We start from the raw sequence: 16,831 nt of genomic DNA, 5'->3' as shown, positions 1-16,831 counted from the left end.
ATAATGATTTTGGTGACGGGATCCACAGGGTTTGTGGGCGGCGCATTGGTGAGGCGATTGGCTGCAGAACCCGCCTGCAAAGGTGTGGTGGCAGCGGTTCGCCACAATGCAGACTCGGGGTACGAAGGGGGGCGGCAATTCCAGGTGGGTGATTTGCTGCCCACCACAGACTGGGGCTTGGCCCTGCAAGGCATTGATGCGGTGGTGCATTGCGCAGCGCGTGTGCATGTGATGCAGGACGATGCGACGGACCCCTTGCAGGCCTACCGTGAAGTGAATGTGAATGGAACGCTTAACCTGGCCCGCCAGGCGGCCCAGGCAGGGGTGCGTCGGTTTGTGTTCGTCAGCTCTATCAAGGTGAATGGAGAGACCACTCAGCCCGGCCATCCGTTTACGGCTGATGATGCACCATCTCCATTGGACCCTTACGGTGTGTCCAAGCTGGAAGCCGAGCACGGCTTGCGCGAGATTGAAGCGCAAAGCGGTATGCAGGTGGTGATTGTACGGCCACCTTTGGTGTACGGCCCTGGCGTGAAGGCCAACTTCGCGTCCATGATCTGCTGGGTGGCGCGCGGCATTCCCTTGCCTTTGGGCACCATTCACAACGCCCGCAGCATGGTGGCACTCGACAACCTAGTGGACTTGCTGGTGACCTGCTTGACTCACCCCGCTGCAGCCGGGCAGACCTTTTTGGTGTCAGACGGGGAAGACGTATCCACAACCGAACTTTTGCGCCGTACAGCACAGGCCATGGATAAAAAGGCGTTGCTGTTGCCTGTGCCTGCGTCTGTACTGGAATTGTGTGCATCCCTGCTGGATAAGCGCGCAGTGGCGCAGCGCCTGTGTGGTTCTTTGCAGGTGGATATTGAGAAAACCCGCCGGCTGCTGGGCTGGTCCCCGCCCCTGACGCTGGACCAAGGGTTGAAGAAAGCGGTGGAGGGCATGAAACCGTGAAAAGGTTGTTCGATTTGGTGCTGGGCTTGATGGCTGCAGCCGTTCTGTTGGTTCCCCTGGTGGTGGTGGCTGTGCTGGTGCGGTTGACGTCCCCTGGGCCGGCCCTGTATTGGTCTGACCGGGTGGGCCGGTACAACAAGATCTTCAAAATGCCCAAGTTCCGCAGCATGCGGGTGGGCACGCCAGCTGTGGCCACGCACTTGTTGGCCGACCCCAAGGTGTACCTCACGCCCATAGGCTCTTTCCTTCGCAAAAGCAGCCTCGACGAATTGCCTCAACTCTGGAGCATTCTGGTTGGGGACATGAGCTTCGTTGGCCCCCGGCCGGCCTTGTTCAACCAGCACGACCTTATCGAGCTGCGTACGCAGAAAAACGTGCACGCCCTGGTGCCAGGACTCACCGGCTGGGCCCAGGTGAACGGGCGCGATGAACTGCCCATTACCCAGAAAGTGGCATTGGATGCCGAATACCTTCAGCGCCAAGACTTTTGGTTCGACGTCAAGATTTTGTGGCTAACCTTTTTGAAGGTTGTGCAACGCGATGGGGTGTCACACTGATGGCCAAGATTCGATTGCTTGTCGTGGGCGCAGGTGGGCATGGCCGCTCGGTAGCAGAGGCGGCTGAATTGTCTGGCCAGTTTGAGGTAGTGGGATTTCTGGATGATGCACTCCCGGCCGGTAAATTGTTGCTCAATGTGGCTGTGCTGGGACCTATGGTCGGCATCGGCCATCACAGGGCTGCGGCTGATCAAACTATTGTGGCCATTGGCAACAACGCCATTCGCGAGAAGCTGATGCAGCAATTGGCCGCAACGGGTTTCGCTTTAGCGACAGTCGTTCACCCTCGGGCCATCGTGTCGTCCAGTGCGGTGTTGAGTGAGGGCTCTGCTGTAATGGCCGGTGCCATTGTGGGTACTGAAGCCCGCCTGGGCATGGGTTCTATAGTGAACTGCGGCGCCGTGGTAGACCACCACGCCATCGTCGAAGACTTCGGCCACTTGGGCGTGAACGCCAGCATGGCTGGCGGCACGGTACTGGGTCACGGTGCCTGGATGCAGGCCGGGGCGGCCCTGGGGTATGGGGTAAGGGTGCCGGCCGGGGTTACGCTGGCTCCGGGTGTAGCAGTGGATAACAAGACCACAAAATACAAGAATGACTAACGAATCAAATTCAAATCTCGGGACTCGGGACTCGGGACTCGGGACTCGGGACTCGGGACTCGGGACTCGGGACTCGGGACTCGGGACTCGGGACTCGGGACTCGGGACTCGGGACTCGGGACTCTTGCGGGATTTCACATCATGGGTGATGCCATGATGCGCACTTTGAGTCGTTGGGCCGCCCCTGCGCTGGCATTGCCACGCCCGGTCAAACGCGGAATCGTACTTGCTTTGGACGCCGCACTGTGTGTGCTGACCGTCTGGCTGGCTTTTTATTTGCGCTTGGGCAGTTTTGTACCCCTGTCTGGTCCTGCCATCTGGCCCGCGTTGGCATCGGTGGTGTCGGCCCTGCCCATCTTCATCACCTCGGGCCTGTACCGGGCCATTTTCCGCTACAGTGGTATGTCGGCCATGGTGGCGGTGGCGCGTGCAGTGATGTTGTATGGCGTGGCTTTTGCCGCGCTGTTCACCTTCATTGGCGTGCCGGGGGTGCCGCGCACCGTGGGCATCATCCAGCCCATTTTGCTGCTAGTGCTAGTGGGCGCTTCGCGCGCGGCCGCCCGGGTGTGGCTGGGGGGGCTGTACCACCAGCACCTGCGCAAAGCCGCTTTGCCACAAGCCCTGATTTACGGCGCAGGCAGCGCCGGCCGGCAACTGGCATCGGCCATGGCCAACAGCCCCGAAATTCGTGTGGTGGGCTTTTTAGACGACGACGACCGCCTGCACGGCCATGTGCTTAACGGCCTGCTCATACACAACCCGGCTGACTTGGCAGAGCTGCTCACTGACTCAGCCATCACCGATGTGCTGCTGGCTCTGCCCAGCGTGTCGCGTCAGCGGCGCAACGAAATCATCAACACCCTCAAGCCCAACAAGGTGGCCGTGCGCACCCTGCCAGGCTTAAGCGACATTGCCACCGGCAAAGTGAGTCTGAGCGATGTGCGCGAGCTGGATATTGACGACCTGCTGGGCCGCGAGCCGGTGAAGCCCAACGGCCTGCTGCTCAACCTCAACACCCACAACAAAACCGTGTTGGTGACTGGGGCGGGCGGCAGCATTGGTAGCGAGCTGTGTCGCCAAATCCTGAGCACCCACCCCAAGCAGCTGCTGCTGGTGGAGATGAGCGAGTTTGCTCTCTACCAAGTGCACCAAGAGCTGGTGGAGTTGCTGGCCGAAGGCTTGGCAAATGTGAAGTCCATTCAATCAGCGGCCAAAGGCGAGCCTATTTTTGAGCCCGACAGAGCATTAAAAATTGCTGGGGTGGAGGTGGTGCCGCTGCTGGCCTCGGTCTGCGACGAGGTGCGCATGCACGAGATCATGGACACCTGGAAGCCGCACACGGTGTACCACGCGGCGGCCTACAAGCACGTGCCCCTGGTGGAGCACAACCCTGCCGAAGGCGTGCGCAACAATGTGTGGGGCACGCGCGTGTGTGCCGAAGCCGCGGTGCGCAACGGCGTGCGCAACTTTGTGCTCATCAGCACCGACAAGGCTGTGCGGCCCACCAACATCATGGGCGCCACCAAGCGCCTGGCCGAAATGGTGCTGCAGTCTCTGGCCGAGCAAAACCCTGCCGTGACCAGCCAAGGCGGCAAAGTGCCCAGCACCCGCACCACGTTTTCGATGGTGCGCTTTGGCAATGTGTTGGGGTCCAGCGGCTCCGTGGTGCCGCTCTTTCGCGAGCAGATTAAAAACGGTGGCCCCATCACCCTCACGCACGCCGATATCACCCGCTACTTTATGACTATCCCCGAGGCGGCGCAGCTGGTGATTCAGGCTGGTGCCATGGGGCAGGGCGGCGATGTGTTTGTGCTGGACATGGGCCAGCCCGTCAAAATCATCGACCTGGCCCGCCGCATGGTGGAGCTGTCGGGCCTGACGGTGCGCGACGAGCTGCACCCTGATGGCGACATCGAGCTCACCGTTACCGGCCTGCGCCCCGGCGAAAAGCTCTACGAAGAACTGCTGATAGGCGATAACCCCAAGCCCACCCAGCACCCGCGCATCATGAAGGCGCACGAGCAGTTTTTGCCCTGGCCCGCCCTAGAGCAAAAGCTCAACGCCCTGAGTATTGCCATGAGCGTGAACGACGTACCGGTGATCCGCGCCCTACTCAAAGACCTGGTCAGTGGCTACCAACCCACCGGCGAGGTGGTGGACTGGGTGCATTTGGCCATGCAGCGGGATGCGGTGGCTAACGAATAGCGCTTACGCGCTCATCTGGTCTTATCAAGCCAACTCCACCGCAGCCTTCAGCAAGTTAGGGCTGCTGTACAAATAAGCCGCAGTGGTTTGGATGCTGCGGTGCCCAGCCAAGGTTTTGAGCAAATGGATGGCAATGCCTTGGTTGGCCAAGTTGGTTAAAAACGTGCGGCGCCCACTGTGGCTGCTGGCACCATCAAGCCCAGCACCCGCATACAGCTGGGCAAAGGTTTGCGCCAGGCTATTGGCGCTAAAGCCCACGCAAACACTCTTTTGACTGGCAAACAGCGGGTATTGCCGGTCCACGCAACGGGCCTGCGCCACGTAGGCCTCCAGCTCACCTTTGAGCCGGGCGTTGATGAACACGGTGCGCGGCTGGCGCCCCTTGGTCATCTCGGGCAGCAGACGAATCTCGTCTCTGACCTTGCCCTCGTTGGTGGTGACATCGCACCAGCGCAAACACGCCACTTCCCCCACCCTTAAACCCGCCCAATGCGTGAGCAGTAGCATGGCACGGTTGCGTGCTGAGTATTTGCGCGTGTCAACGTAATCTAGCAATTGCTGCATGTCTGCTGCCGACAGTGTTTTTGCTTGTGCCATGGTGTTTTGCCCTTATAAACCTTGTGTTCCCGTTGCTTTTATTGTGTTTTCATAGGTTTATTTGGGCAACCGAAACCGTTCAATCGCCCGCCAAAGTGGCGGGTTTCTGGTGGATTTTTAGTGGGCTGTGGATAACTTTTTGGGTGGTTTTTTTCGTCAATGATTTCAACGGCTTAACCCCAGAATCTATGAAAATGCTGCTTTTCATAGGTTTTTGGTGCCGAGGATGCTTTTGGCAGCCAGCTTTACCCAACTTTTGAAGCGCTTTTAAGCCCTACAAGCGCTGATTTGGATGCCCAGCACCCAGACTCGCTGAATGGAGTTTTGACGCAGTACAGGGCTTTTTTGAGGTGTTTTTTAGCTGGTTTTGGCACGGTATCTGCAGCGCTGATAGCTGTCAGCTGCCCCCAAAAGGGTTCTGCAGGGTCAAAATTTGCCCGCGCAAAAAATTGGGGTGGAGTACTTGTCATTTCAAGGTGGTGATTTTTGACCCCAGCACCACCAATTTTCGGCATTTCCGTGGCAAAAAAAGAGGACTTGACTGGCTTCGCCACCAAGCAAGGCACCCCAATACCAGGCAATACCAGGCAATATTGGGTATTGGGGTGGTTGTTTTGACTAGAAATTACTATAAGCGTGTGACTTTTTGACGGATATTGGATAGGCTGTGGGTGTTGGCTAAATAGTTTGGCCACACAACACAAGTCATGCGCCCATGATCAAAATCACCGTCAACCCTGCTGTGTACCTCGCGCTCAGGCAGGCGTTTCCCAAACCGCCCAACGCAGCGGACAAGGCTTTGCGCAAGTATGTGCAAAAGCTCGAAGAAATGCTGTTTGCGAGCCTGCAGCGCCAAGCCACCCCCATGCAGCGCAAGCTGGAGCTGTTTTCAATCTCGCTGCAAAAGCTGGCCAACGAAGGCGGGCAAATCGGCAGGCAACGCATACGGCTGCATGCCTGGCTGCGCCAAAACAAATGGAATTTGGTGGAGCCGGTGGTCTTAGGCAACAGCCGCTCGGGCCTCGTGAGCGACTGCAAGCTGACCCAGTGGGTGACCATGGTGGATACCTTGGCCATAGAGGAAGACATTTTGATTCACAGCACCACTAACCGAGAAATTGACCAGTACCTAGGAGGTGACCCTGACAGCAACTTAGCTCTCATGCACTTGCTGTTCCCAGAATTTAAAAAGTACCAAAGAAATTTGGCCGCGTTGGATGCGTTTGACCTGGTGGAGGTGGATGTCGAGTCCCTCAAAAGCTACATCTACTGGCTGGCAGTGGAGGCCCAGTACATCAGCCGTGAACTCAAAGACCAAGCGCTGCGCCAGGCGCGCATTGTTTTGGCCATCTCTAGCTTGCTGGAAGGACATTTTCCGCAGCGCAGAAAGCCTAGTGACTTTGGCCGCACCTATTACGATGGCGTGAGCATTCAAAACGTCAACAAAGAGCTGCGCCGCGCCATTTTGGGTAACTGCTGGGAGTACGACATTCGCAGCAGCGTGATCACTTGGAAAATGGGTTGGGCTAAAGAGTACATCCAAACCCAAGCACCTGGGCAAGACGTGCGCAAAGTCTTCCAAGCCACCACGCTTTACTTGGAGGACAAAAAAGACTTTATGGGCACGGTGCAGTACTTCACCTTTGGCGCTGATAGCCCTGTGCCCAAAGACTTGCAGCCCAAGTTGATCAAAACCGCGTTGACCGCTATCAGCTTTAGCGCACGGGCGACTGGTACGGGCTGGAAAAGCGAAACGGGCGAGTGGACCAACCCAGCGATTGTTGACATCTTTAAAAACACCGAAGACAGGCAGCGGTTTTTGGCGGACAAAACCGTGCAAGCCTTTATCGAGGAGCAAGGCCTGCTCGACGATTACCTTTTTGCCAAGGTCAAGCAAGAGCGCCAAGATTTGCTGCGGCTGCCGGTGCTGCAAACCAAATCCGGCAGGCCCAGTAAAGCCAAGGTGTTGGCTTACTTGTACCAGCACGATGAAACCGAGATCATGGATGTGGTGCGTGCAGAGGCCGCAAAACGCGGGCGCGTGCCTTTGGCCAACATTCACGACGCCATCGTGTTTCGCAAAAAACTGGGGGTGGAGCTCAAGACCGAAATTGAGCATTGCATGCAAGAGCATTCGGGCAACCCCTACTGGCACCTCACACCCAAGGAGCTAGAGCGATACACGCCCCGCCTGCTAGACGTGGAGCAGGAGGAGCGAGACCACCATGCCCGCATACAAGCCGAGGAGGCCGTGGCTAAGCTGGTGTACCCTCATTTGGCGCTGCTGCTGGAAGACTGAATGGTGCGGATGGTTTGTTGAGCCTTTTGCAGCTTTTGACGATCCCGCTCGCGTTTGACCGCATCACTGGCGCGCTTGCTGGCTGAGCGCAGGCTGTCGAGCCGCTGTTGCTCGGGGGTTTTGGGTTGGACAACTTCACAAATTCTCATGCAAGTATTTAGCGCTGCCGCTGCAGCCGCTTAAAGTGCTGATGACACATCGCCTTCAGCTCCTTCGTCACTCTCATCAGGACCCCAAAAACCCCTCAATCGACGCAAAAGACGACGGTTTTGGCTGGCAAAGAGCCTAATGCGCAGGCCCCGCTGCGGGGTGACGACAGGCATAGTAAAAATACTCTAGCCCTTTTTTCGGGGTCGCACGGGTTTGAGAAAAGGCAGCTCAATGCCCTGCAAGTCGGCCAAGATGGCCAGCTGGGTTTGGGTGGTTTCTTCGGGGTGGTGTGGCAGAGCCATGCTGTGTTGCGGCAGCATAAAGTGGTGCTCATGCTCAAGCCAGTGTTGGGGTTGCCATGCGCCAGACGCCATGGCTTGATTTAATCCTTGCTGCTGTTGAGCTGTCCAGCGTGGTCGCGTTTTGACGACTTGGCGGCTGGGAAATCGCCCCACCTCCACATTGGCAATCAGTGCTTTGGCCGCTTGGATGACTTGGCTGTGTTTGCTGCGGGTGCTGTTTTGTTTGCGCTTTTGGGTGTTGAGTGTGTCTGTGGGTTTGGGCTGGTTGTGTGGGCTGAGCGCCAGCTGCTGCGCCATGCGGTAGCCACCCCAGCGGTGGATAGGGCTGGCAGCATCGCTTTGTGCCACGCAAATTTTGAGGGCGTGGGTCAAGTAAGCTTGGACCACTGTGGGCAGGCCTTTTTTGCCCATGGTCTCGAGACGATATTTGGCCCCCACGGTGTAATGCTCGCCACGCACCCGCGCGGTTTTGAATACGCGAGCAATGTGGATGTTGAGCAGTGCGCTGTCCATGGTCAGCGGAATGGCCACATACAGCATGCCAGGCTTAAAGGTGGTGAGGTCTTGCTGGCCCAAGACTTCCAGCCCTGCCAACATATCGCGGGATATTGGCAATTCCAAGTCGATTTCCGCCTGCGGCGAGTCGAACAGTGCCGGCCCTTTGTCATGCCACCAGGTGTTGAGGCTGTCGTAATCAAACAAGTTACCAAAGTCTTCCCACACCTTGACCAACCGCTCGTCTTGGCACTCGCCGTTTTGCTGGCAAATCCACCAGTAGTCGGGGCTGCAGCGCAAAAACGCAATCCACCAAAAGTGCAAGCTCGACGCCAGCAGCTGGCTGGTTTGCAGGGCATGGTTGGGCATGTCCATGGGCTGATCCTTTGCAGCACAAAGAACCCACTTTAAAAACTATTGCAGATTTGGTTATTGACAAATCTTTAACGACCTTCCGTTTTAGTCTGCGTTGACAGCGATTTGCTGTGTAACCCTTTGAAAGGAAGACGACATGCAATTGAGCAACGGAGCCATTAAACACACCGCCCAGCCCACTATGATGCCCACCACCGTGGTGGACGAGATGGATGGTGTGGACCTGGAAACCTTTGACCTCAGCGCCTTTGTGGTGCCCATGGTCAAAAAAGAAACCCCTGAAAAGCAGGCTGCTAAAGACGCTAAAACCAAGGCGGTTGAGAAGTTCTTGAACGAAAGCTCGGAGCTGTACAAAGCGGGCGAGCGCTATGAAGTGGAGGTGGTGCAGCGCGGCCACCGCGCCTTGTACGAGTTGTTGGCCTCGATCTACGACTTGGCGCTGCGCATTGAAGAGAACGAATACAAGGACAAAATCCTGGAGGCCGTTCGCAAAGAGCTCAAGGACAACCACAACATCACCATGAAGGCCAGCTCCACGCCCATTGCGGTGATGGTCAAGTACGTGGTGCGCGCCGACAAGGTCACCGCCAGCCGATACAACAAGGTGTTGAGCGTGGCCCTGCAAGAAAACCTCACTCCCGCAGAGCTGCCCGACTACATCACCCGCCGTGGTGGCGTGAGCCAGATTCAAGACATTGAGTCGGTCGAATTGGCCAAGAAAAGCGGTGACAAAACCAGCAAAGAGCGCACGGCCTTGATTCGTGAATTTTTTACGCTGGTGGGGCTGTCATCCAAAAGCGAGGTGAGCTTTAGTGGCGATGTGATTCCGCACACCGAGCCCAAAGAAGGTGAAACCGAAGCAGAAGAGGGCACGTTTTGCGTGTTTGTGGCCCACCACGTGACCGGTGACAAGTACAAGATCGTCTCAGCCAACGATTTGGGCAAGTCCTTCGAGGATTCGCTGATCAAATTTTTGGGCAAAGCCATGCCCAGCAACTTGAGCGTGTTGGAACACGGCATTCGCAACTACAAAAAGCGACTGGCCAATGACCCCACGCAATCCGACAACCTGCGCCAAGAAATGCAGCGCCAATTGGCAGTACCACTCAAGTACCAAACCACCGAAGTCATTGAAGTGGATGCCACCCAGGTGAGCGACGACGCGTCGTGAAATCAAACCACCAGCTAGAGGACGTGGCGGTCATGCAGCAACGCCGCCTACACCTCTAGCGCCATTGCATATGGAGCACGCAGATGAAAAAGTATTTTGTATTCAGGCATGACAAGCCGCTTCAAACGCCATATCCTCATGGTAGCTATGAAGCCGTGGCTTGCGAAATCGCTCGATTGACTTCAAACGATATGTGTCCAATTCGGCACTACTCGGCCTGCGAGCTTGGCAGCCAAGAAGCCACGTTTTATGGCTTGCAATCGGAGCTGTTATGCACGCTGTACCTGGACAAAAAGCGGCTTGATTTGTGGGAAAACGAAATTAGCCTTGTTGAGGAACACCTCAGTCGGGTACAGCAGGCCCTTGAGCAATCGAGGTACACGATTTCGGATACTTTGGATGAGCTTCTCAATATTTGCGAAAACAGTGAATCGGTTAAAGACCTCGATTTAGGCAAAGACATTGATGTCGACAGTGGGTTTTCAACCATGGAGCCAATGCCTTTGACGGATTTTTATGCTCGAGTGGGCTATCTATTTGATGTCCGTTTCCCCGAAAGTGCAGAGCAGGATTGAAGCAGGGCTTTCATCAAGTCGTTAGAGCGATAAAGGTGAGGTTTTTCTCAAGCTCTGTGATCGCCAGTTTGGCAGCCATGGGGTTTTTGGGAGTGATGATATTCAACCGGAAGTTTTCACCTGCTGAGGCGATGTGTATAGCCACATTGCCCGCACTGCTGGCAAAGAGGTAGGTCAAATCCGCTCTGGGCAGATGCTCTCGCTCATTCACAACCAGTTTGCAGGTGCATTTGCCGATGTCCAGTAGGCGAGGGTTCATGTCCCATGCTTGATCGCGCTGTTGCTTGTAATCGGCAATGGCTTGTTCAACCACTTTAAGGGTGCCTTTGGCACCCACTTTTTTGATAAGTGGCATTTCACCACTCAAGTCTTCACCGTTTTTGAGCCGTGCCCTAATGCGCTCGTAAAAGCTGATAGCCAAAATCGCCGACTTCATCCGCTGAATGGCGTTCTCAGCGAAGTGGTTGAAGTACTGGGTCAGTTGATCGCTCATGGTGCAGGCTTTTAAAGTCGTGGCTGTAGGCGGTGGTGTGGAGTTTGTTAAAAGATGGGGTTAAGCGGCTTGGGGTGCCGCGTTTTTAAGACGGTTTTCGAAGTCGTCTTTGAGGTCGGAGTTTTGAAGGGTCAGTGCCAGCGTCATACCTGTGCCCATTTGCACCAGGCTCAAGATGTTGTTGTTGGCCATTTGAGCTGACATGATGGCGCGAATTTGCTCAGCGTCCCCTTTGCCCTCGGGGTCCACCACACCCGCAAACTGTTTGGCTTTCATGAGCGGCGTGAGGTGGCTGTAGTGCTTGGTGATCATCAGCACCGAGGTGCCCATTTGCTCGGCCAAGTCATGAATGGGAATGCCCTCCAGCAAGCGCTGGGTGGCGTAGTAATGGCGAAGGCTGTACAAGCTGCGCTCCTTGCCTGTGACGGGGCAATTGAGCAACTGCGTGTCTTCTAGCCACTGTCTGAAGGGCTTGTTCCAGTTGTCGGGTATGGAGCCGTCGCGCAAGCGGAACAAGCGTTTGGCCACACGTTTTTTGAGCACTTGCTCCAGCGTCATGTCTTGCAGATCAGGGCTGAGCTGGCGCAGTTTTTCTAGCAAGAGCCAGCAGCTGTTGTGGGCCACAAAGTTGCGAGCCCCCCGCTTGCCACGCTGCAGCCTGAAATGCAAGATGGGTTGCTTGTCACGAATTTCCACATCGATGTGGCGCCACTCCAAGTATTCCGCCTCGGTGCCAGCACGCATCCCTGTAGCTGCCATAAAAGGCACGTAGATGGTGAGCAGCTCGCGGATCATGCGGGTGCGAACGGTACGGCCATCTTCAATGAACTTGGGCGTGGAGGAGAGTAGGGCTTCTAGCTCTTCATGACTGAACTCGGCGCGACGGTCGTTTTCAGTGCCCGTGTTTTTGGGTACGGGTCGCTCGTAAGCCGCCAGGTAGCCGCGCTCAATGGCCTCGTCGATGACTTTGTTGAAGGCAGCGTTGTGGTTGTTTTGTGCGCTGCTGGTGAGCTCTCTGCCAACCTTTTCGCGGCGCCAGAGGTGAAAGTCGGAAATGACGGCGGGCTTGAGGCTATCAACGTTGTAGTTGCCGTAAAAGGGGATGAGGTACAGCTTGATGGCCGACACATAGTCCCGCGCACTGGCTTTGGCTGCACCAGCTTTGATCTCTTCTTCAAGCTTGCGCAACACGATTTCGGCCACAGGCTTGAACTTTTTGCTGATGACGGGGCGGCCTTCTTCGTGATCAAAAGTGGCCTTCATCCACATGCGCTCTGCAATGCGGGTGGCTTCCTTGACATCGCTGCAATCGGTGCTGCGGCGAAACCAAGTTTTGATCCCATCCAGCTTGTAGTGCACTTGCCATTTTTTGCTGTCAGCACGTCGCACCAGCCGTATTAACTCAGGCTTGATGACGACGGTTTCTGTTGCTGGCACTCGCATTCAGCTAGTGTATGCGCAGACCGTGGAAAAAAACAAGCAGTGGCAGCCTAATTATTCGTGTAATAACCGTGTAATTAAAGTAAAAAATAAAAACAACGTTGTAAGGCGTTGTTTTTATTAGGGTTTTTGGCTCCTCGACCTGGGCTCGAACCAGGGACCTACGGATTAACAGTCCGGCGCTCTACCGACTGAGCTATCGAGGAATATATTCGGTTTTTTGAGCCACTGTCCTACAAAAATAGGACTCGGTTGGTTAACCAACGCATTGTGCTCTGTAGCCTTCTATTGTAGCAAAGAAATAAGGCTCTTTGCAAGCCACTTCAAAAATTTTTGCACCCCGCTCAAACCCGCATGCACACAGGCTTTTGACTTCATGTGAGGTTCAAAAACAGGCGCTTGAACTCATACAAGTAACTGCCTGTTTGGTGACCTTCGAGCATGCAACACACGTGATTTTGGCAACCCAACGGAGTTGCATGAAGCCAGTCATTTGGCGCTGAGCCGGGCAACTTTTCGCAAAATCCTGAGAAAGTTACATAATGTAACTTTTGCACCCCCTGACAACTTCCCAAAACCCAGCAAACATGGGGCTTGGCAGCGCTAAAACCCAAGGCCCTCTGTGTCCATGCAGAGGGCCTTTTTTTATCAAGATCCCTTGCCAAAAGTCAAAGAACGCTGAAGCAGCAAATAACAAAAGACGACCTTTAAATGTTGTCCTTTGTCATTGGGTCGGCCTTAGCCCTGACGTAGGGGGCAGGCCCTTTACAATGGACGTTGCTTTTCTAAAAAAACAAATTTCTCATGAACGAAACGCCTGTGTCCGCCATGGACGACGAAATTGATCTGCTCGACCTCTTGGTAACTGTTGCCGAGTCTTGGAAGCTCTTGGTCATTGCCCCTGTGTTGATTGCTATCGCCGCCTTTGCGGGTGCGACCTTTCTAAAGCCCAATTTGTATCAATCCTCGGCCATTTTGCGTCTTGCTGAGGAGGATGCTGCTCTATTGCATTCCGCTGCGATATTGGACCCTCTCGCTGAATCATTTGGATACTTAAGCGAAGCTGAGGGGGTCCGGGAGGACGCCAGAGAATCACTTAAAAAGGATCTCGTCAGCTCGGTCGACAAACGAACAAAGCTGGTCACCATCACAGCGAAGTCCAATTCTGCAGAGCAGGCTCAAAAGCTCAACGAGCAAGCCATTTCTCGATTACTGGCTGAGCTCACGCCCAAAGGTCAAGACAAAGCCAATATCCTTCAGCAAATAGAGATCAGAAAACAAGCCATTTCTGTAGCTGAAACGGCTTTTGAACAGCTTGTTCAAGCTTTTCCCAAAGGCAGTGTGGGAGCTTCAAATGCTGAGGAAGCGGTGAGCAGCATTGCTTCATTGGTCACACTTGTGCTGGATAACAAAAAAGCTATCCAAGAGATGGAGCGGCAGCTGCTCGTCAAAGGCCCAGAGGTGTTTGTTCAAACCCCAACGCTCGCGCAAAAGCCCATGCCGCGCAAGCGTGCCATGGTTGCCGTGATTGCGGCCTTGGCCAGTGGCTTTGCATTGCTGCTGTTTGTGTTCATTCGCAAAGCGTTGATCAATGCGGGAGCAAATCCAGAGTCTGCCAAGAAGATTGCTCAGATCAAACAATCGTTTGGCATTGCTTCCAAGACGAATTGAGGTCTTGACCCACACCGTCAACGGCAGTGTTCATTGATATCTGCTGATCGACATGTTGTTTATCGCCTCCAAACTCTTGCAAGCCATCACCCAGCCTTTGTTTTGGTTGGTGCTGTGGTGGGTACTGGCTTTGCTGATCTTGAGTTTCACCCAGCGTTGGCGCAGAACGGCTCTGGCCATGATGTGGGCTGGCTTGGCGGCGCTGGGTTTGTTGGGTTTTAGAGCCCTGCCTGATGCCTTGCTGCGCCCATTAGAAAACCAGTACCCTGTACCCACCGCCCAAGAGGTCAGCCGCCATGTGGGCATGATCGTGTTGGGTGGTGCCATACAGCACCCCAGCGTGTTTACGGCTCGGGGAGAAGTGCCTTTGGGTGAGTCAGCCGAGCGCATGAGCACACCCGTGGGCTTGATGCAGCAGCACCCGCATTTGCAATTGATTTTTTCGGGTGGAGAAGGGCGCTTGCTGACCACGGGCACCACAGAGGCTGAGCTCGCACAACACTTCTATGTATCGCAAGGTGTGGACATGAGCCGCGTCACGCTCGAAGGCGGATCACGCACCACACGAGAAAACGCCCAGCAAGTGGCCAAGCTCTTGGGTGATCGCTGCCAAGAGCCTTGGCTGCTGGTGACCTCGGCTTGGCACATGCCGCGCAGCATGGCCGAGTTTGAGGCAGTAGGCTGCAAGATCACGGCCTATCCGGTGGACTATCGGACTGGGCACACCACGCCGCCGACCGAATATTCACTGGCGCACAGCCTGGTGCGCTGGCAAACAGCGCTGCATGAGTGGCTCGGGATATGGGTTTACCGGCTCACCCGTTAACGTCCCCCGAACCCAATCCATTCATCACGGTTTAACTGTTGAGCTCACTCCACTCTGGCTCATTGTCATCGAGTTGCTGCTCTTGCTGCAGTGCTTCTTCCATGCTCACGGTGTTGACCACCAGTTCAAACTGCTCAAGGATATGGGGCTCCGCACGCTCGATGTAGGTTTTGACGACCTCGTTGGCCAGCAGCTTGGTCAAGTAGCCTTTAGCCACCACCAGGTTCAGGAGATCTGAGCCATAGTTCTGTTCGGCATCTTTGTACTGAGTCTGTACCTGGCTCATCTCTTTTTCTAGCTTGACCAGTTGCTCGATGGAGGAGGACTTGTCGCGCGGCGTGGGTCTGAGATCGGTGCGAAGCTCTGCGGGGGTAGCTTTGAGCAAGGCTTCAGCATGGGCCAAAGTGATGGTGTTGCTCGAGACCATGAGCTCGACCGCCTCGACCTGGCGAGCAGGCTTCATGTTGCGCAAGATGCGGGTGACATCGGGCGTGAATTGCTTGTCTTGCAGCCACTCAATCGCTTCGGGGCAAATGCCCTCCAATAGATTGATGCGTCGATTGATGGCGCTGAGGTTGACGTTAAACGCCCGAGCCAAGCGCTCGCGGCTCACACCCCGGTCAATGGCCCTGCGCAGCATGTAGTGCTCTTGGACGGTGGACAAGCGATTGATGCGGTGGTTGTAGCTAAAGGTCTCATCGTCTTTGGCCAGCAAACACGGCGCGCTTTCAATACCTAACTCTTTGAGTGCCAAGGTGCGCAGGTGCCCATCCAGCACCAAGTACTCCGATTGGTCTTGATCGGTCTGTATGACCGACAGCGGCTCAATAAGACCAATCTCTCGTATGGAGGAGACCACCTGTTTGTACTTGCGGGTGCTCATGGTGCCGTTGACCACTTTTTTGCTCGGCAGCAGTGCATCCAGTGGGATTTGGCAGGTTTGCATGTCAAACCCGAGTAACGTTCCCAAGAGCAACTCGCCCGATCCAGACGGGTCGTTGACCAGCGACTGCGGGCCTGCCACATCCGATGTGTACAACAAGGGGCTGTCTTGCAGTGTGTCAATGTCGCGTGCGTTCATGCGGTGGCTCCCTCAAAGTGATCAATTCTCTCGGCCAGGTATTTGGGCAAGGTCTCCAGTTGCTCGGCTCGCAGGAGCGTGACAAAGTGCTCATCGGCAAAGAGCTTTTTGAGGCCCTGGACCACCAGCAATAAGCGCTGATGGGCGTGCTCGGCTTTGAGCACCATTTTTCTTTGTCGATCCACCTCCTTTTGATAAGCCCTGACCAAGCTGTAGCTGGAGGTTGGGGGCTTGATCTGCCCGGCGTTTGGGGAACCTGGGCCAAGCTCTTGGCGTTTTTCGATCAAGCGCTTGGCTTCGATGATTTGTCGCCCCTTGAGTTGACCGCTTTCATAAGCCTCTTGCAGCAGGGTGCCCAGGTTGGAGGCGCTGTTGTCGCCGTCTTCCCCGCTGCTGTTGTTGGCGCTGGCGCGCGCGATCTCAAGGGCGGTGGTCAGCGGTATCGTGCCGCGCTGCACGCCCTCAATCAAGCGCTGCTCGCCTTGCTCCAGAAGAAAAACGATGTCGCGCACGTATTTGGGCGAGAGTCCAGTCTTTTGGATGATGAGGTCGGCCGAGTAACCCCGTTCTCGCAGCAGCTCAATATCGGCCAAGATTTCCAAGGGTCGATAGCCTCGGCGGGCAATGTTTTCTGCCAAGCTCATGATGAAGGCGTCTTCATCGCTGACCTCTACCACCAAGGCGGGGATGTGGGTCTCGCCCAGAATCCTAAAAGCGTTAAGTCGTCCCTCTCCGCAGACCAGCATGTAGGTCGGCTCACCGTCTTCGCCTGGGCGTTGGGTGACGGTGATGGGTTTTTTCAGGCCAATGAGTCGAATACTCTCGACGATCTCCTCAAAGACCTTGATGTTTCGATCCCTGGAGTTAAGAACTTCGATGCGCTCAATGGGCACCAGGGTGACGTTGTCTGGGGTGTTGGGGTGCATAAGCAGGCTCCTTGGTCATGGGTGTTGAAGTGGTGGGAATTGCAGCGTGTGAAGCTGAGGTTGAAGAAAAACAAGCGGTTAAAAAATGGAATACAGGCATACGGTTGTGCGT

The 16,831-nt window shown here is 55.4% G+C and carries 17 protein-coding genes and 1 tRNA gene; 9 read left to right on the top strand and 9 right to left on the bottom strand.

What is annotated here, in order from left to right:
- Positions 1-3 precede the first annotated feature (3 nt).
- From ACZ5SR_RS11080 to ACZ5SR_RS11065, 4 genes are all read left to right on the top strand, one after another.
- The gene (locus ACZ5SR_RS11080) at positions 4-954 is read left to right on the top strand and encodes a UDP-glucose 4-epimerase family protein (protein ID WP_464448733.1); all 951 of its coding nucleotides are present in this window, start codon (positions 4-6) and stop codon (positions 952-954) included.
- On the top strand, positions 951-1,511 hold the full coding sequence (locus ACZ5SR_RS11075) for a sugar transferase (RefSeq protein ID WP_464448732.1): 561 nt from the start codon (positions 951-953) through the stop codon (positions 1,509-1,511). Before ACZ5SR_RS11080 ends, ACZ5SR_RS11075 begins: the two co-directional genes overlap by 4 nt.
- The gene (locus ACZ5SR_RS11070; RefSeq protein ID WP_464448731.1) at positions 1,511-2,113 is read left to right on the top strand and encodes an acetyltransferase; all 603 of its coding nucleotides are present in this window, start codon (positions 1,511-1,513) and stop codon (positions 2,111-2,113) included. The genes ACZ5SR_RS11075 and ACZ5SR_RS11070 overlap by 1 nt, the downstream gene beginning before the upstream one ends.
- Before the next feature lie 141 nt (positions 2,114-2,254).
- Positions 2,255-4,318, top strand: a complete 2,064-nt coding sequence (locus ACZ5SR_RS11065) for a polysaccharide biosynthesis protein (RefSeq protein ID WP_464448730.1) — start codon at positions 2,255-2,257, stop codon at positions 4,316-4,318.
- Positions 4,319-4,342: 24 nt separating this feature from the next.
- On the opposite strand, the gene ACZ5SR_RS11060 is transcribed toward ACZ5SR_RS11065, so the two are convergent.
- Complete coding sequence (locus ACZ5SR_RS11060; RefSeq protein WP_464448729.1) at positions 4,343-4,915, bottom strand: tyrosine-type recombinase/integrase; 573 nt, start codon at positions 4,913-4,915, stop codon at positions 4,343-4,345.
- 245 nt (positions 4,916-5,160) lie between these two features.
- On the bottom strand, positions 5,161-5,610 hold the full coding sequence (locus tag ACZ5SR_RS11055) for a hypothetical protein (RefSeq protein WP_464448728.1): 450 nt from the start codon (positions 5,608-5,610) through the stop codon (positions 5,161-5,163).
- 20 nt (positions 5,611-5,630) lie between these two features.
- On the opposite strand from ACZ5SR_RS11055, the gene ACZ5SR_RS11050 reads away from it, so the two are divergent.
- Positions 5,631-7,214, top strand: a complete 1,584-nt coding sequence (locus ACZ5SR_RS11050; protein ID WP_464448727.1) for a hypothetical protein — start codon at positions 5,631-5,633, stop codon at positions 7,212-7,214.
- Here the strand turns inward: ACZ5SR_RS11050 and ACZ5SR_RS11045 are convergent.
- Both ACZ5SR_RS11045 and ACZ5SR_RS11040 read right to left on the bottom strand, forming a co-directional pair.
- Positions 7,187-7,363, bottom strand: coding sequence for a hypothetical protein (locus ACZ5SR_RS11045; protein ID WP_464448726.1), 177 nt, complete (start codon positions 7,361-7,363; stop codon positions 7,187-7,189). The genes ACZ5SR_RS11050 and ACZ5SR_RS11045 overlap by 28 nt on opposite strands.
- Before the next feature lie 186 nt (positions 7,364-7,549).
- Complete coding sequence (locus tag ACZ5SR_RS11040) at positions 7,550-8,536, bottom strand: hypothetical protein (protein ID WP_464448725.1); 987 nt, start codon at positions 8,534-8,536, stop codon at positions 7,550-7,552.
- Between the two features lie 136 nt (positions 8,537-8,672).
- On the opposite strand from ACZ5SR_RS11040, the gene ACZ5SR_RS11035 reads away from it, so the two are divergent.
- Positions 8,673-9,707 carry a hypothetical protein gene (locus ACZ5SR_RS11035; protein ID WP_464448724.1) on the top strand — a complete coding sequence of 345 codons (1,035 nt, stop codon included), beginning with the start codon at positions 8,673-8,675 and terminating at the stop codon, positions 9,705-9,707.
- 83 nt (positions 9,708-9,790) lie between these two features.
- Positions 9,791-10,282 carry a hypothetical protein gene (locus ACZ5SR_RS11030; RefSeq protein WP_464448723.1) on the top strand — a complete coding sequence of 164 codons (492 nt, stop codon included), beginning with the start codon at positions 9,791-9,793 and terminating at the stop codon, positions 10,280-10,282.
- A 13-nt stretch (positions 10,283-10,295) separates the two neighbouring features.
- Here the strand turns inward: ACZ5SR_RS11030 and ACZ5SR_RS11025 are convergent, their stop codons facing one another.
- From ACZ5SR_RS11025 to ACZ5SR_RS11015, 3 genes are all read right to left on the bottom strand, one after another.
- Complete coding sequence (locus ACZ5SR_RS11025) at positions 10,296-10,775, bottom strand: hypothetical protein (RefSeq protein WP_464448722.1); 480 nt, start codon at positions 10,773-10,775, stop codon at positions 10,296-10,298.
- Positions 10,776-10,835: 60 nt separating this feature from the next.
- Positions 10,836-12,218, bottom strand: a complete 1,383-nt coding sequence (locus ACZ5SR_RS11020; protein WP_464448721.1) for a tyrosine-type recombinase/integrase — start codon at positions 12,216-12,218, stop codon at positions 10,836-10,838.
- A 127-nt stretch (positions 12,219-12,345) separates the two neighbouring features.
- Positions 12,346-12,421 (bottom strand) — tRNA-Asn (locus tag ACZ5SR_RS11015).
- A 598-nt stretch (positions 12,422-13,019) separates the two neighbouring features.
- Between ACZ5SR_RS11015 and ACZ5SR_RS11010 the strand changes: the two genes are divergently transcribed.
- Complete coding sequence (locus ACZ5SR_RS11010; protein WP_464448720.1) at positions 13,020-13,886, top strand: Wzz/FepE/Etk N-terminal domain-containing protein; 867 nt, start codon at positions 13,020-13,022, stop codon at positions 13,884-13,886.
- Between the two features lie 52 nt (positions 13,887-13,938).
- Positions 13,939-14,712 carry a YdcF family protein gene (locus ACZ5SR_RS11005; RefSeq protein ID WP_464448719.1) on the top strand — a complete coding sequence of 258 codons (774 nt, stop codon included), beginning with the start codon at positions 13,939-13,941 and terminating at the stop codon, positions 14,710-14,712.
- A gap of 31 nt (positions 14,713-14,743) precedes the next feature.
- On the opposite strand, the gene ACZ5SR_RS11000 is transcribed toward ACZ5SR_RS11005, so the two are convergent.
- Entirely contained in the window at positions 14,744-15,793 is a 1,050-nt protein-coding gene (locus ACZ5SR_RS11000; protein ID WP_464448718.1) for a plasmid partitioning protein RepB C-terminal domain-containing protein, read from the bottom strand.
- The gene (locus ACZ5SR_RS10995) at positions 15,790-16,719 is read right to left on the bottom strand and encodes a ParB/RepB/Spo0J family partition protein (RefSeq protein WP_464448717.1); all 930 of its coding nucleotides are present in this window, start codon (positions 16,717-16,719) and stop codon (positions 15,790-15,792) included. The genes ACZ5SR_RS11000 and ACZ5SR_RS10995 overlap by 4 nt, the downstream gene beginning before the upstream one ends.
- Between the last annotated feature and the right edge of the window lie 112 nt (positions 16,720-16,831).

This window comes from Limnohabitans sp. TEGF002 (assembly GCF_055395845.1).
Note: the sequence above shows the minus strand (reverse complement) of the source record. Positions and strands in the feature narration are given on the sequence as shown.

What these genes read in the sequence shown, in the direction of transcription:
- ACZ5SR_RS11080 (WP_464448733.1), top strand. Translation starts at nt 4, where the DNA reads ATGATTTTGGTGACGGGATCCACAGGGTTTGTGGGCGGCGCATTGGTG.
- ACZ5SR_RS11070 (WP_464448731.1), top strand. Translation starts at nt 1,511, where the DNA reads ATGGCCAAGATTCGATTGCTTGTCGTGGGCGCAGGTGGGCATGGCCGC.
- ACZ5SR_RS11065 (WP_464448730.1), top strand. Translation starts at nt 2,255, where the DNA reads ATGGGTGATGCCATGATGCGCACTTTGAGTCGTTGGGCCGCCCCTGCG.
- ACZ5SR_RS11060 (WP_464448729.1), bottom strand. Translation starts at nt 4,915, where the DNA reads ATGGCACAAGCAAAAACACTGTCGGCAGCAGACATGCAGCAATTGCTA.
- ACZ5SR_RS11050 (WP_464448727.1), top strand. Translation starts at nt 5,631, where the DNA reads ATGATCAAAATCACCGTCAACCCTGCTGTGTACCTCGCGCTCAGGCAG.
- ACZ5SR_RS11045 (WP_464448726.1), bottom strand. Translation starts at nt 7,363, where the DNA reads ATGAGAATTTGTGAAGTTGTCCAACCCAAAACCCCCGAGCAACAGCGG.
- ACZ5SR_RS11040 (WP_464448725.1), bottom strand. Translation starts at nt 8,536, where the DNA reads ATGGACATGCCCAACCATGCCCTGCAAACCAGCCAGCTGCTGGCGTCG.
- ACZ5SR_RS11035 (WP_464448724.1), top strand. Translation starts at nt 8,673, where the DNA reads ATGCAATTGAGCAACGGAGCCATTAAACACACCGCCCAGCCCACTATG.
- ACZ5SR_RS11030 (WP_464448723.1), top strand. Translation starts at nt 9,791, where the DNA reads ATGAAAAAGTATTTTGTATTCAGGCATGACAAGCCGCTTCAAACGCCA.
- ACZ5SR_RS11025 (WP_464448722.1), bottom strand. Translation starts at nt 10,775, where the DNA reads ATGAGCGATCAACTGACCCAGTACTTCAACCACTTCGCTGAGAACGCC.
- ACZ5SR_RS11020 (WP_464448721.1), bottom strand. Translation starts at nt 12,218, where the DNA reads ATGCGAGTGCCAGCAACAGAAACCGTCGTCATCAAGCCTGAGTTAATA.
- ACZ5SR_RS11010 (WP_464448720.1), top strand. Translation starts at nt 13,020, where the DNA reads ATGAACGAAACGCCTGTGTCCGCCATGGACGACGAAATTGATCTGCTC.
- ACZ5SR_RS11005 (WP_464448719.1), top strand. Translation starts at nt 13,939, where the DNA reads ATGTTGTTTATCGCCTCCAAACTCTTGCAAGCCATCACCCAGCCTTTG.
- ACZ5SR_RS11000 (WP_464448718.1), bottom strand. Translation starts at nt 15,793, where the DNA reads ATGAACGCACGCGACATTGACACACTGCAAGACAGCCCCTTGTTGTAC.
- ACZ5SR_RS10995 (WP_464448717.1), bottom strand. Translation starts at nt 16,719, where the DNA reads ATGCACCCCAACACCCCAGACAACGTCACCCTGGTGCCCATTGAGCGC.